This is a genomic window from Amycolatopsis sp. NPDC004368, assembly GCF_053602515.1.
The window spans coordinates 33,771-45,908 of the sequence record NZ_JBSGDT010000005.1 but is presented as its reverse complement, the minus strand read 5'-3'; the positions used below and the strand labels follow the sequence as shown (position 1 = coordinate 45,908).

Sequence of the window (12,138 nt, the reverse complement as noted above, 5' to 3'; positions counted from 1 at the left end):
CGGAAAAGGCGAAAAAAGTCCCGCACGCAGTGGGCGTGCGGGACTTTTTTGGGTGTCCCCGGGTCGGCTCAGCTGTGGATGCGACCGGACAACGCGGCCAGCCGGCGCCCGCTGCCGCTCCAGCGCAGCGAAATGATCTCCGCCGCGATCGACACCGCCGTCTCCTCGGGCGTGCGCGCGCCCAGGTCCAGCCCGATCGGCGAGGACAGCCGTTCGAGCTCCGCCTCGGTGATGCCGGCGTCGCGCAGGCGCGCGAAGCGGTCGTCGTGGGTCTTGCGCGAGCCCATGGCGCCGACGTAGCCGACGTCGAGCCGCAGTGCGATCTCCAGCAGCGGCACGTCGAACTTCGGGTCATGGGTGAGCACGGCGATGGCCGTGCGGCTGTCGATGCGGCCGGCCTCGGCCTCCGCGGCGAGGTAGCGGTGCGGCCAGTCGACCACGACCTCGTGCGCGTCGGGGAACCGGCTGGTGGTGGCGAACACGGGCCGCGCGTCGCACACCGTGACCTGGTAGCCCAGGTAGGCGCCCATGCGCGCCATCGCGGCCGCGAAGTCGATGGCGCCGAACACGAGCAGCCGCGGCGGCGGCTCGAACGAGTTCACGAACACGGCCATGCCCTCGCCGCGGCGCTGACCGTCGGGCCCGTAGTGCAGGGTGCCGGTGCGGCCGCTGGCCAGCAGGCCGCGCGCGTCGTCGGCCACGGCGTCGTCCATGCGCGAGGAGCCGAGCGAACCCGCGATGCGGTCCGGCCACACGATCATGCGCTCGCCGACCAGCCCGGGCGTCTCGTGCTCGACGATCGTGACGACCGCGACGGGCTCGCCGCCCCGCACCGACTCCACGACCTGGTCCAGCTCCGGCATCGACTGGCGGTCGACGTGCTCGACGTAGATGTCGATGATCCCGCCGCAGGTCAGGCCCACCGCGAAGGCGTCGTCGTCGGTTACCCCGTAGCGCTGCAGCACGGGTTTGCGCTCGGCGACCACGTCTTGGGCGAGCTCGTACACCGCGCCCTCGACGCAACCGCCGGACACGCTGCCGGCGACCGTGCCGTCGGGTGCCACCACCATCGACGCGCCCGGTGCGCGCGGCGCCGACGAGAACGTGGCCACCACCGTGCCCAGGCCCACCGTCTCGCCCGCCTGCCAGCGGCGGTACACGTCGTCCAGTACGTCACGCATCGGCCATCTCCCCGAGGAGTCGTTCCAACGTCGCCAGGCTGTGCCCTGCCAGCAACCGATCGATGTGGGGCAGAGCGGCCACGATCCCGGACTGGACCGGCGCGTAGCCCTCTCTCCCCGCATGCGGATTAACCCAGAATACGGCGTGTGCGAGCCGGCGCAGTCGGCCGAGCTGTTCCGAGAGCAGTGTGACGTCGCCGCGCTCCCACCCGTCGGAGAACACCGCGACCACCGCGCGGCGCGCGAACCCGCGCTGGCCCCAGCGGTCGAGGAACACGCGCAACGTCTCGCCGAGCCGGGTGCCACCGGCGAAATCGGGCACCGCGTTGCCGGCCGCGAGCATCGCCAGCTCCGGATCGCGTTGCCGCAGCTGGCGCGAGACGCGGGTCATGCGGGTACCCAGCGTGAACGTTTCGACGCTCGCGGGATTCGACCTGGTGACCACGTGGGCGAAGCGCAGCAACGCATCGGCGTACGGGCTCATGGACCCCGAGACGTCGATGAGCAGCACGGTCCTGCGCGGCCGGGTGCCGCGACGGCTGCGGATCAGCCGCACGGGTTCGCCGCCGTCGGCGAGCATGGCGCGCAGCGTGCGGGCGGGGTCCAGGCGCCCGCGGTGGGCTTGCCTCCGCCGGGCGGCCCGCCTTTGCGGCGGTTTCGGCCGGAGGGTGGCCAGGAGTTCGCGCAGGTGCTCGCGTTCCGGTTTGGTCAGCTCGGCGAGATCGCGGTGGCGCAGCACTTCGTGGTCGCTGGCGGCGATCTTGAGGCTGTCGGGTTCTTCCTCGCCTTGGCCGCTGCCGTCGCCTTCGGAGGTGAGCGGCGCGATGCGGGCCCGCTTCTGCGCGGGGGCGGCCTGGGTGCCTTTGCGCCGCTGTTCGATGTCGAACCAGCGGGCGAAGGCTTCTTCGTAGCGCGGCAGATCGTCGGGATCGGAACACAGCGTGAGCCGGCCGGCCCAGTACAGCTGCGTGGGCTCGGCGATGTCCACCTCCGCCACCGCTGCCAGGTACGCCTGCACGCGCCGCGCGTCACACGCGACGCCCGCTTCCCGCAGGGCCGCCGCGAACCCGGCGAACCCGGCCAGCGGATCCGCGAACTCGGTGTCCATCGTCCCATTGTGCAACGGTTTCGTCCGACGTGTCGCCAGAGCGCGCACGCCGCCCCTCCCCCGGGACGACGCGCGCGCTCGACGGCTCCGCACAGCGACCACCCAAGGTAGCGGGAGGGTGGGCGCGCGGAGGCTTTCGGAAAGGTCCGTGGTGGAGGACCTCGCGCGGATTTCGCGCGGGTCAGGTGATCGGGCGCAGGTCAGCTCACGGGGAAGACCGCGGTTCGGTGAGCGATGTCGGTCATCCGCACGGTCTTCCTCCTCTCGGCTGTCTCTGTCGCGTTGATGGAGAAAGCATGACTGCCTGGCGGTGGTCCGGTCAACGCAGTTAATGGCGAGTCCACTGTGGACTCCGAGCGGTTCGCCGGTTCAGGACGAGAGCTGGTCCAGCTTGGCCCGCACACGATCGAGGTCCTCGCTGTACTTCAAGACCGCGCCGAGCGTCCGAGCAGCGGTGGCGGCGTCAAGCTCATCACGCCCGAGGGCAAGCAGCGCGCGAGCCCAGCCGAAGGACTCGGGCGACACCCGCCGGCGTCAGGAGGAGAGCTGGTCCAGCTTGGCCCGCACACGATCGAGGTCCTCGCTGTACTTCAAGACCGCGCCGAGCGTCCGAGCAGCAGTGGCGGCGTCAAGCTCATCACGCCCGAGGGCAAGCAGCGCGCGCGCCCAGCCGAGGGACTCGGGCGCGCTGCTTGCCGGCGTCAGGAGAACAGCTGATCCAGCTTGGCCCGCACACGATCGAGGTCCTCGCTGTACTTCAAGACCGCGCCGAGCGTCCGAGCAGCAGTGGCGGCGTCAAGCTCATCACGCCCGAGGGCAAGCAGCGCGCGCGCCCAGTCGAGGGACTCGGCAACCCCCGGCGGCTTCAGGAGGTCCATGGCGCGCAGGCGGTGCACGGCGTCGGCGACCTGGCGCGCGAGCGTCTCGCCGATGCCGGGGATGCGGCGGCGCAGGATGGTGATCTCGCGGCCGAGGTCGGGGTGCTCGAGCCAGTGGTAGAGGCAGCGGCGCTTGAGGGCGTCGTGGACCTCGCGCGTGCGGTTGGACGTGAGCACGACCAACGGCGGCTGTTCGGCGCGGACCTCGCCGTATTCGGGGATCGTGACGGTGTACTCGTCGAGCAGCTGCAGCAGGAACGCCTCGAACTCGTCGTCGGCGCGGTCGATCTCGTCGACGAGCAGCACGCACGGCGCGGTGGTCAGCGCCCGTAGCAACGGACGCGCCAGCAGGAACCGCTCGGTGTAGAGCGAACGCTCGGCCGTCTCCGCGTCGAGGCGCCCCCCGTCGGCGGCTTCGAGGGCCCGCAGGTGCAGGAGCTGGCGCGGGAAGTCCCATTCGTAGAGGGCCTGCGCGGCGTCGATGCCCTCGTGGCACTGCAGGCGCACGAGCGGCAGGTCGAGTGCCGCGGAGAGCGCCAGCGCCAACGAGGTCTTGCCCGTCCCCGGTTCACCCTCGCAGAACAACGGGCGGCGCATGCGCAGGGCGAGGAACCCGGCCGTCGCCAGTCCCTCGTCGGCGAGGTACCCGGTGGCGTCGAGCGCGGCGGTGAGCTCTTCGGGCGAGGCGAGGGACTCGGTCACGCCCCTGATCGTAGGACGCCCGGCGCCGGTTGTGCCGGTCACGCACCCGGCTCCGGAGTTCGCCGCAGGTCAGCCGGCCGATCGACGTCCTGGCCGCTGCCCAGATCCCCGCACTCGACGAGCACGACGTCACTTCGGCCCCGCAGCCAGTCCCGCGCGCCGCGATCCCCCCGCGCCGACGCGGCGACCTCGCCCCACCACCGCCGGCCGAACAACACGGGATGCCCCGGGACGCCGCCGTAGGCCGCCCGCACGACCGCCGTCGGGGACGCTTTCGCCACGACACGCGCGAGGGCTTCCGCCGGCACCCACGGCAGGTCGACGAGGTGGACCAGGGCCGCTACGGGGGCATCGTCGGCCGCTGCGGCGTTGTCGCTCGTGGCGGCGACGGGGTTGCCGCCGCGTGCGATCGCACCGACACCACCGGCAGGCTCGCTCGCGGCGGTGTCGGAGCGGTCGGTGCGATCGCGGTCGACGGTCGCGCTCTCGCAGGTCGTGCCGCCGTCGACGCGGCCGCCAGTGCCACTCCCCGCGGTGTCCGTGCGATCGGCGGTGCCGGCATGATCGACGATGCCAACGTCGGCAGTGTCGCCAGGGGCGGCAGAGTCGCCAGTGTCGGTGGTATCGGTGGTATCGGTGCTGTCGGTGTGGTCGCCGAAGGCTGCGGCGAGGGCGGTGAGCCCGGCCTTCAGGGAGGCGCCCATGCCGCTTTCCCAGCCGTCGGCGTGGATGGCCTGGGCGGGGTCGGGGAGGAGGGCACGCACGGTGTCGGCGGAGGCGCCGATGACCACGCGCACCGGGGAGCAGCCCGCCGCGCTCAGGGCGCGCAGGGCGCGCTGGACCAGCGCCTCGCCGTCGAGTTCGACGAGGGCTTTGGGGCCGCCGAAGCGTCGGCCGGCGCCGGCGGCGAGGAGGAGGCCCGCGACGCGCGGGGTGGACGAGTCAGCCACGGGCGGCCTGTGCCGGGCTGGAGACGGCGAGGTCCGCGGCGATGGCGGAGGCCGTGGCGAGCAGGGGTGGCACCAGATCCGCGCGGACGGAATCCGCGGGGGTGCGGCTGGCGTGGGTGGAGATGTTGACCGCGGCGACCGCGCGGCCCTGGCGGTTGCGGATGGGCGCGGCGACCGAGCGCAGGCCCTCCTCGAGCTCCTGGTCGACCATGGCCCAGCCCTGTTCGGCCACGTGCGCGAGCTCGGCCTCGAGGGCGGCGCGGTCGGTGAGGGTGTGGGCCGTGAGCGGGTCGAGCTCGGCGACCAGGAGGTAGGCCTCGAACTCCGCGGCCGACATGTCGGCCAGCAGCACGTGGCCCATGGACGTGGCGTAGGCGGGGAAGCGGGTGCCCACGTTGATGCTCACGGTCATGATGCGCGACACCGCGACGCGAGCGACGTAGACGATGTCCGGCGGCTCCAGCACGGACACGGAGCTGGATTCCCGCACCTGCGCGGAAAGCCGTTCGAGGTGCGGTTGCGCCACTTCCGACAGCGACATGCTCGACAGGTACGAGTACCCCAGGTCGAGCACGCGCGCGGTGAGCGAGAAGTACTTGCCGTCCGTGCGGACGTAGCCGAGATCGACGAGCGTGAGCAGGAACCGGCGCGCCGCGGCGCGCGTGAGGCCCGTGAGGCGGGCGACCTCGCTGAGCGTCGGGTGCGGAGCTTGGGCGCTGAAGGCCTTGATCACCGCCAGCCCGCGCTCCAGCGACTGCACGTGGTGCGCGCCGCGTTCGGCCGGTTCGTCGGAGTCCATGCCGGAAACCCTATCCGGCGTCGGGGACCTGCGCGGTCGGCTCGCCGAGTTCGGCCAGCGTGCGCTGGGCGATGGCCATCGCCGTGTTGGCGGCGGGCACACCCGCGTACACGCCCGTGTGCATCAGCACCTCGCGGATCTCCGCGGCGGTGAGGCCGTTGCGGATGGCCGCGCGCACGTGCATGGCCAGCTCGTCGTGGCAGTGCAACGCGGTGAGCGCGGCCAGCGTGATGCAGCTGCGCGTCTTGCGGTCCAGGCCGTCGCGCGTCCAGATCGAGCCCCACGCCGCCTCGGTGATGTACTCCTGGAACGGGCGGCTGAACTCGGTGGTCCGCGCCACCGAACCGTCGACGTGCTCGTCGCCGAGCACCTCGCGGCGCACCTTCATGCCTGCTTCGTACCGTTCGCTGGGCGAGTCGGCCATCACACTGCCTCCGTGATCCGCTCGAGGATCAGCCGGGTGAACTCCGCCGGCTGCTCGTAGTTGCCCAGGTGCGCGGCCGAGGCGACGACCTCGTGCCGGGCACCCGGAATGCCTTCCGCGATGAGCCTGCCGTGCGGCTCAGGCGGCGTCGCGGGGTCGTCGGCGCCGGAGATCACGAGCGTGGGCACGCCGATCTTCGGCAGGTCGGCGAGCTGGTCCATCCGCTCGATGACGCCACAGCACGCGGCATAACCCTCGTCGGGGGTGTCCGCGATCATCGCCCGCAGGAACGCGAGCTGGTCCGGGTTCGCCTGCGCGTACGCCGGCGTGACCCACCGCCCGACGCCCGCCTCGGCGATGGCCGCCGTGCCCTCGGCGCGCACCAGCTTCGCGCGGTCCGCCCAGCCCTGCGGCGGGCCGAGTTTCGCCGACGTGCAGCACAACGTGAGGCTTCGCACCCGCTCGGGAGCGTGCACGCCCAGCCACATGCCGGTCATCCCGCCGAGCGACAGCCCGACGAAGTGCGCCCGCTCGACGCCCAGGTCGTCGAGCAGCGCCACCACGTCGCCGCCGAGATCGGCCAGCTCGTACGGACCCGCCGGCACGGGCGAGGCACCGTGGCCGCGCGTGTCGTACCGCACAACCCGGTAGCCGCGCTCGACCAGCGGCGCCACCTGCGGCGTCCACATGCGGTGGTCGCTGCCGATCGAGTTGGAGAACACCACCACCGGGCCGTCGTCGGGACCCTCGACGACCCGGTGCACCGCCACTCCGCTCACGCCTGGTAACTCCTTTGTGGACAGTGAACTGTGGACATGGACAAGAAAAGGAGGACCGATCAGACCGCGAAGAACACCGTCTCGCCCTCGCCCTGCAGGCGCACGTCGAACCGGTAGCCGTCGTCGGTCTTCTTCGCCACCAACGTATCGCGGCGCTCGGCAGGCACGCTCGCCAGCACGGCGTCGCCCGAGTTGTCCTGGTCCTCGAAGTAGATCCGCGTGACGACCCGGTTGAGCAGTCCGCGCGCGAACACCGAGACGTCGATGTGACGCGCCTGCTCACCCTGCTCACCGGGCAGCACACCCGGCAGCAGCGTGAGGATGCGGAACTCGCCGTTCTCGTCGGTGGGGCAGCGGCCGAACGCGCGGAAACCCGTCTCGCTGCGGCCGCGCGGGTCGTCCGGGTGGTCGAACCCGCCCTGCGGATCGGCCTGCCAGGTCTCGATCATGGCGTCGGGCACGAGTGCGCCGGCCCCGTCGGTCACCGTGCCGCGGATCCAGAACGCGCCCTCCGTGCCCTCCGGCACGACGAACGGTCCGTCTTCCCACGGCAACCCGATCGAAAGGTACGGCCCGACGGTCTGCGACGGCGTCGTGAGCAGCTCGCCCATCAGTCCTCGTCCTCCTCGTCCTCGAACACCGACTGCTCGCGGCCCCGCACGACGATGTCGAAGTCGAACGCCATCGCCCACTCCGGCACGGTGCGCTCCAGGTTGAAGCGCGAGATCATGCGGTTGCGGGCCTTCTCGTCGGGGATCGAGTTGAAGATCGGATCCTGGTAGAACAGCGGGTCGTCCGGGAAGTACATCTGGGTGACCAGCCGCTGCGTGAACGCCGAGCCGAACACGGAGAAGTGGATGTGCGCGGGGCGCCAGGCGTTGTCGTGGTTTTTCCACGGGTACGCGCCGGGCTTGATCGTGGTGAACTCGTAGCGCCCGTCGTCGTCGGTCAGCGCGCGGCCGAGCCCGGTGAAGTTCGGGTCGAGCGGCGACGGCCAGCGGTCGCCGGTGTGGCGGTAGCGCCCGCCGGCGTTGGCCTGCCAGATCTCGACGAGCGAGTTGCGGATCGGCCGCCCGTCGCCGTCGAGCAGCCGGCCGCCGACGATGATCCGCTGTCCCTGCGGTTCGCCGTCGTGCTGGCGGGTGAGGTCGTTGTCGAGCTCGCCGAGGCGGCCCGGGCCGAGCAGCGGCCCGGTGACCTCGGTGAGCATCTGGGGCAGCAGCACCAGCGGCTGCGACGGGTGCCGCAGCTTCGTGGAGTTGTAGCCCGCGAAATCGAGCGGAGCGTTGGTCCCCTCCGGCTCCCGCGGGTAGCGGGGCAGGCGGAGATCGGTGGGAGCGGCCACGGTTCCTCCGTATCCGGTCGGTGAAATCCAGTCGTTTCGGATCAGCGGTGTTCGGCGGCGGACGAGCGGCAGGTGATCAGGCGGGCCCGGTCACTGACGTTCGAGGACGACGGCGAGCCCCTGGCCCACGCCGATGCAGATCGCGGCCACGCCGTAGCGCGCACCCGTCTGCTGCAGCCGGTAGGCGAGTGTGCCGAGGATCCGGCCGCCGGAGGCGCCGAGCGGGTGCCCGATCGCGATGGCCCCGCCGTGGGTGTTCATGAGCTCGGGGTCGAGCTCCTTCCACTCCTTGAGGCACGCCAGCGACTGCGCCGCGAACGCCTCGTTGAGCTCCACGGCCGCCACATCGCCCCAGCCGATACCGGCGCGCTCGAGCGCGATCTCGGCCGCGCGCACCGGGCCGATGCCGAAGACGTTCGGCTCGACGCCCGCCGCGCCCCGGCCGGCGATCCGCGCCAGCGGCGCCTTGCCCAGCCGCTTGCCGGCGGCCTCGTCGCCCAGCAGCAGCGCCGACGCGCCGTCGTTGATCGGCGACGAGTTGCCCGCGGTGACCGTGCCGCCGTCGCGCTTGAACGCCGGCTTCAGCTTGGCCAGCTTCTCCATCGTGGAGTCGGGCCGGATGCCCTCGTCGCGGGTGAGCTCAACCCCCTCGACCGGCACCACGTGGTTGTCGTAAAAGCCTTCGTCCCACGCGCGGGCGGCGCTGACGTGGCTGCGCACCGCGAACTCGTCCTGCTCCTCGCGTGTGATGCCGTAACGCTCGGCGAGGTACTCGGTCGAGTCGCCGTTGGAGATCACGTACTCCTGCGGCATCGCCGGGTTGACCATGCGCCAGCCCAGCGCCGAGTTGTACAGCGTTTGGTTGGTGAACGGGAACGCCTTGTCGGGCTTGGCCATCACCAGCGGCGAGCGGCTCATCGACTCGACGCCGCCGGCGGCGATCAGCGACGCGTCGCCCACCTGGATCGTGCGGCTGGCCTGCATCACGGCGTCGAGGCCCGAGCCGCACAGCCGGTTGATCGTGCCGCCCGGCACGGTCACCGGCCAGCCCGCGAGCAGCGTCGCCATGCGCGCCACATTGCGGTTGTCCTCGCCGGCGCCGTTGGCGTCGCCGAGCAGCACCTCGTCGACAGTGGCCGGATCGAGGTCGTTGCGTTCGGCCAGCGACTTCAGCACGGTGGCCGCCAGGTCGTCGGGACGCACCTTCGCCAGCGCGCCGCCGTGGCGACCGAACGGGGTGCGGATCGCGTCGAACAGGAATACGTCGCTCATTCGCCGGCCTTCTTCAGGGATCGCAGCAGGGTCAGTTCCTCGTCGGTGGGCGCCGGGGTGGTCCCGAGGTCCGCCGCCACCTTCAGTTTCCACCCGGTGGCCGCGACGACCTGCTCGGCGTCGATGCCGGGGTGCAGCTCGGTGAGCGTGAGCTCGGCCGTGTCCGGGTCGGGCCGCATCACGCCGAGGTCGGTGATGACCAGCGTGGGGCCCGCGCCCCGCAGGCCGAGCTTCTCGCGGTCGCCCTTGCCCGTGCCGTGGCCGAACGAGGTGATGAAGTCGACCTTGTCCACGAACGCGCGCGGGCTCTGCCGCAGCACGATGAACACCTCGTTGCAGGAGGCGGCGATCTCGGGGGCGCCACCCGCACCGGGAAGGCGCACCTTCGGGTCGTGGTAGTCGGACCCGATCACGGTGGTGTTGATGTTGCCGAATTTGTCGAGTTGGGCCGCGCCGAGGAACCCGACGTCGATGCGCCCGGGCTGCAGCCAGTAGTTGAACACCTCGGGCACGCTCACCACGGCGTCGGCCGTGTCGGCCAGCTCTCCGTCGCCGATCGACAGCGGCAGCCGGGTCGGCTTCGCGCCCAGGCAGCCCGATTCGTAGATCAGCGTGAGGTCCGGCGCGTGCGTGCGCCGGGCCAGGTTGGCCGCGGTGCTCGGCAGGCCGATGCCGACGAAGCAGGACGTGCCCGCGCCGAGCGCGCGCGCCGCGGCGACCGTCATCATCTCGTCGGCGGTGTACTCGCTCATGCCTTCACCCCGGTCAGCTCGTTCAGCCACTTGGTGAACTCGTCGCGGTCGCGCCCGATCAGGTCCCAGGCCTGGTACGCCGCGTTGTCCCGCTCGTAGTAACCCGCCGCGTACGACGGCTTCGCGCCACCCGGCACCTCGGCGACGGCCGTGACCGCCCACGTGGGCAGTACCAGCGCACCCGGCCGCGGCTCCAGCTCGTCGACGACCTCCTCCACGGTGACCAGCGACCGCTTCGCCGCCAGCACCGCCTCCTTCTGCACGCCGGCGATGCCCCAGATCTGCACGTTGCCCGCGCGGTCGGCGCGCTGCGCGTGCACGATCGTGACATCGGGGTTCAGCGCCGGCACCGCCGTGAGCTGCTCGCCCGTGAACGGGCAGGTGATGGGCTTGATCGTGTCGGTCTGCGCCGGCAGGTCGGTGCCCGTGTAACCGCGCAGCACCGCGAACGGCAGGCCCGAGGCCCCGGCGACGTAGCGGTTGGCCATGCCCGCGTGGCTGTGCTCCTCGATCTCCAGCGGCACCGGCCAGCTGTGCTGCACGGCGTCGCGGAACCGGTGCAGCGAGCCGACACCGGGGTTGCCGCCCCACGAGAAGATCAGCTTGCTCGCGCAGCCCGCGCCGATCAGCTGGTCGTAGACCACGTCGGGGGTCATCCGGACCAGCGTGAGGTTCTTGCGCCCCTGCCGGATGATCTCGTGCCCGGCCTCGACCGGGATGAGGTGCGTGAACCCCTCGAGCGCGACGGTGTCCCCGTCGTGCACCAGCTCGGCGACCGCCTCGCCGAGCGACAGCACCCTAGCCATCGCGAGCCCTTCCGTCCTGGTTGTGCGTCCACGACGATTGTTCGCCGCGTTGTTCGCTGAAGTGTTCGCTGCAGTGTTCGCTGCGGTGTGCGCTCCATTGTTCGTATTGCGCACACAAGTTCTTCATATGAACATAGCACGAGAGCCCCTCCCGAGGCGAGAGCCGGAAACGGGCCGGGACCGGGCCGGGACCGGGCCGGGACAGCGAAAGGCCCTGCCCCCAACACATCCGGGGCAGGGCCTCGCGCGAGATTCAGCCGAAGGAGGGATTACTCCTTCATCCCGCTCGCCGCGATGCCGCGGACGATGAACCGTTGCGCCACCAGGAACATCGCCACCAGCGGAGCGATGGTCACCAGCGCGCCGGCGAACAGGGCGGGCAGGTTGATCGTCTGCGCGGTGAGGAAGGTCGACAGAGCGATCTGGGCCGTCCACGACGACGGGTCCTGCCCGATGACCAGGGGCCACAGGAAGGAGTTCCAGCTCTCGATGAACATCAGCGCCCCCAGCGAGGCGATCATCGAACCCGAGTTGGGCAGCACCAGCCGGCGGTACACACCGAGGTACCCGAGCCCGTCGAGCCGGCCCGCCTCCTCGATCTCGGCCGGGAAACGCAGGTAGAAGTTGCGGAACAGGATCACGGTGAACGCGCTGAACAGGTTCGGCGCGATGATGCCCCACTCCGTGTTCACCCCGCCCATGGCGCCGACGACCACGAACGTCGGCACGAACGTGACCGACTGCGGGATCATCAGCGTCACCAGCACATACGTGAACACCGCACGCCGTCCGGGCACGTCGATGCGGGCCAGGGCGTAGCCCGCCATCGAGCCGAACACCGTGCCCACCGGCGCCGTGATGATCGCGATGACGAACGAGTTGAGCAGCGCGTGGGCCATCGGCACCGACGGGTCGCCGAACAGGTCGCCGAAGTTCACCCACGACAGCGGATCCGGCAGCCACGACCAGTCGGGCGAGGTGACCTGCGCCCGGGTCATCAGCGCGTTGCGCACCATGATGTAGAAGGGCAGCAGGAAGATCAGCACGAGCACGGTGGCCAGCAAGTACTTGGGCCAGCGGCCCCAGCCACCCGAACGGTCGCGCACGCGGGCAGGAGCCGCCTCGGCGGTCAGCAGGGCCAT

General features: G+C 71.2%; 12 protein-coding genes and 3 pseudogenes. All 15 read right to left on the bottom strand.

Features of this window, described 5'->3' with window-relative positions; all coding sequences use genetic code 11:
- Window positions 1-68: 68 nt before the first annotated feature.
- The 15 genes and pseudogenes from ACWEOE_RS10150 to ACWEOE_RS10080 all read right to left on the bottom strand — a co-directional run bounded on the left by ACWEOE_RS10150 (window position 69) and on the right by ACWEOE_RS10080 (window position 12,138).
- The gene (locus tag ACWEOE_RS10150) at window positions 69-1,181 is read right to left on the bottom strand and encodes an XdhC family protein (protein ID WP_452006640.1); all 1,113 of its coding nucleotides are present in this window, start codon (window positions 1,179-1,181) and stop codon (window positions 69-71) included.
- Window positions 1,174-2,289: a vWA domain-containing protein gene (locus ACWEOE_RS10145; RefSeq protein WP_452006638.1), complete on the bottom strand. Its 1,116-nt coding sequence runs from the start codon at window positions 2,287-2,289 to the stop codon at window positions 1,174-1,176. Before ACWEOE_RS10145 ends, ACWEOE_RS10150 begins: the two co-directional genes overlap by 8 nt.
- A 534-nt stretch (window positions 2,290-2,823) precedes the next feature.
- A pseudogene (locus ACWEOE_RS10140) lies at window positions 2,824-2,970 on the bottom strand (AAA family ATPase); the annotation flags it as partial.
- 20 nt (window positions 2,971-2,990) lie between these two features.
- Window positions 2,991-3,869: an AAA family ATPase gene (locus ACWEOE_RS10135; protein ID WP_452006636.1), complete on the bottom strand. Its 879-nt coding sequence runs from the start codon at window positions 3,867-3,869 to the stop codon at window positions 2,991-2,993.
- A gap of 38 nt (window positions 3,870-3,907) precedes the next feature.
- Window positions 3,908-4,291, bottom strand: a pseudogene (locus tag ACWEOE_RS10130) (nucleotidyltransferase family protein); the annotation flags it as partial.
- A gap of 240 nt (window positions 4,292-4,531) precedes the next feature.
- Window positions 4,532-4,819, bottom strand: a pseudogene (locus ACWEOE_RS10125) (nucleotidyltransferase family protein); the annotation flags it as partial.
- On the bottom strand, window positions 4,812-5,618 hold the full coding sequence (locus ACWEOE_RS10120; RefSeq protein ID WP_452006634.1) for an IclR family transcriptional regulator domain-containing protein: 807 nt from the start codon (window positions 5,616-5,618) through the stop codon (window positions 4,812-4,814). The pseudogene ACWEOE_RS10125 and the gene ACWEOE_RS10120, both read right to left, overlap by 8 nt.
- A gap of 10 nt (window positions 5,619-5,628) precedes the next feature.
- Window positions 5,629-6,042, bottom strand: coding sequence for a 4-carboxymuconolactone decarboxylase (pcaC, locus tag ACWEOE_RS10115; RefSeq protein WP_452006631.1), 414 nt, complete (start codon window positions 6,040-6,042; stop codon window positions 5,629-5,631).
- On the bottom strand, window positions 6,042-6,821 hold the full coding sequence (gene pcaD, locus ACWEOE_RS10110) for a 3-oxoadipate enol-lactonase (RefSeq protein WP_452006628.1): 780 nt from the start codon (window positions 6,819-6,821) through the stop codon (window positions 6,042-6,044). Before pcaD ends, pcaC begins: the two co-directional genes overlap by 1 nt.
- A 59-nt stretch (window positions 6,822-6,880) precedes the next feature.
- A complete protein-coding gene (gene pcaG, locus ACWEOE_RS10105) occupies window positions 6,881-7,432 on the bottom strand; it encodes a protocatechuate 3,4-dioxygenase subunit alpha (protein WP_452006626.1) in 552 nt (183 codons plus the stop codon).
- On the bottom strand, window positions 7,432-8,166 hold the full coding sequence (pcaH, locus tag ACWEOE_RS10100) for a protocatechuate 3,4-dioxygenase subunit beta (RefSeq protein WP_452006623.1): 735 nt from the start codon (window positions 8,164-8,166) through the stop codon (window positions 7,432-7,434). The genes pcaG and pcaH overlap by 1 nt, the downstream gene beginning before the upstream one ends.
- Window positions 8,167-8,256: 90 nt before the next feature.
- Window positions 8,257-9,438, bottom strand: coding sequence for a thiolase family protein (locus ACWEOE_RS10095; protein WP_452006621.1), 1,182 nt, complete (start codon window positions 9,436-9,438; stop codon window positions 8,257-8,259).
- Window positions 9,435-10,190, bottom strand: a complete 756-nt coding sequence (locus ACWEOE_RS10090) for a CoA-transferase subunit beta (protein WP_452006619.1) — start codon at window positions 10,188-10,190, stop codon at window positions 9,435-9,437. The genes ACWEOE_RS10095 and ACWEOE_RS10090 overlap by 4 nt, the downstream gene beginning before the upstream one ends.
- Entirely contained in the window at window positions 10,187-10,996 is an 810-nt protein-coding gene (locus tag ACWEOE_RS10085; RefSeq protein ID WP_452006617.1) for a CoA transferase subunit A, read from the bottom strand. The genes ACWEOE_RS10090 and ACWEOE_RS10085 overlap by 4 nt, the downstream gene beginning before the upstream one ends.
- A gap of 269 nt (window positions 10,997-11,265) precedes the next feature.
- Window positions 11,266-12,138: a carbohydrate ABC transporter permease gene (locus ACWEOE_RS10080; protein WP_452006614.1), complete on the bottom strand. Its 873-nt coding sequence runs from the start codon at window positions 12,136-12,138 to the stop codon at window positions 11,266-11,268.

Excerpts from the sequence above, each read along its gene's own strand:
- ACWEOE_RS10150 (WP_452006640.1), bottom strand. The coding sequence starts at position 1,181 with ATGCGTGACGTACTGGACGACGTGTACCGCCGCTGGCAGGCGGGCGAG.
- ACWEOE_RS10145 (WP_452006638.1), bottom strand. The coding sequence starts at position 2,289 with ATGGACACCGAGTTCGCGGATCCGCTGGCCGGGTTCGCCGGGTTCGCG.
- ACWEOE_RS10120 (WP_452006634.1), bottom strand. The coding sequence starts at position 5,618 with ATGGACTCCGACGAACCGGCCGAACGCGGCGCGCACCACGTGCAGTCG.
- pcaC (WP_452006631.1), bottom strand. The coding sequence starts at position 6,042 with ATGGCCGACTCGCCCAGCGAACGGTACGAAGCAGGCATGAAGGTGCGC.
- pcaG (WP_452006626.1), bottom strand. The coding sequence starts at position 7,432 with ATGGGCGAGCTGCTCACGACGCCGTCGCAGACCGTCGGGCCGTACCTT.
- ACWEOE_RS10095 (WP_452006621.1), bottom strand. The coding sequence starts at position 9,438 with ATGAGCGACGTATTCCTGTTCGACGCGATCCGCACCCCGTTCGGTCGC.
- ACWEOE_RS10090 (WP_452006619.1), bottom strand. The coding sequence starts at position 10,190 with ATGAGCGAGTACACCGCCGACGAGATGATGACGGTCGCCGCGGCGCGC.
- ACWEOE_RS10085 (WP_452006617.1), bottom strand. The coding sequence starts at position 10,996 with ATGGCTAGGGTGCTGTCGCTCGGCGAGGCGGTCGCCGAGCTGGTGCAC.
- ACWEOE_RS10080 (WP_452006614.1), bottom strand. The coding sequence starts at position 12,138 with ATGGCCCTGCTGACCGCCGAGGCGGCTCCTGCCCGCGTGCGCGACCGT.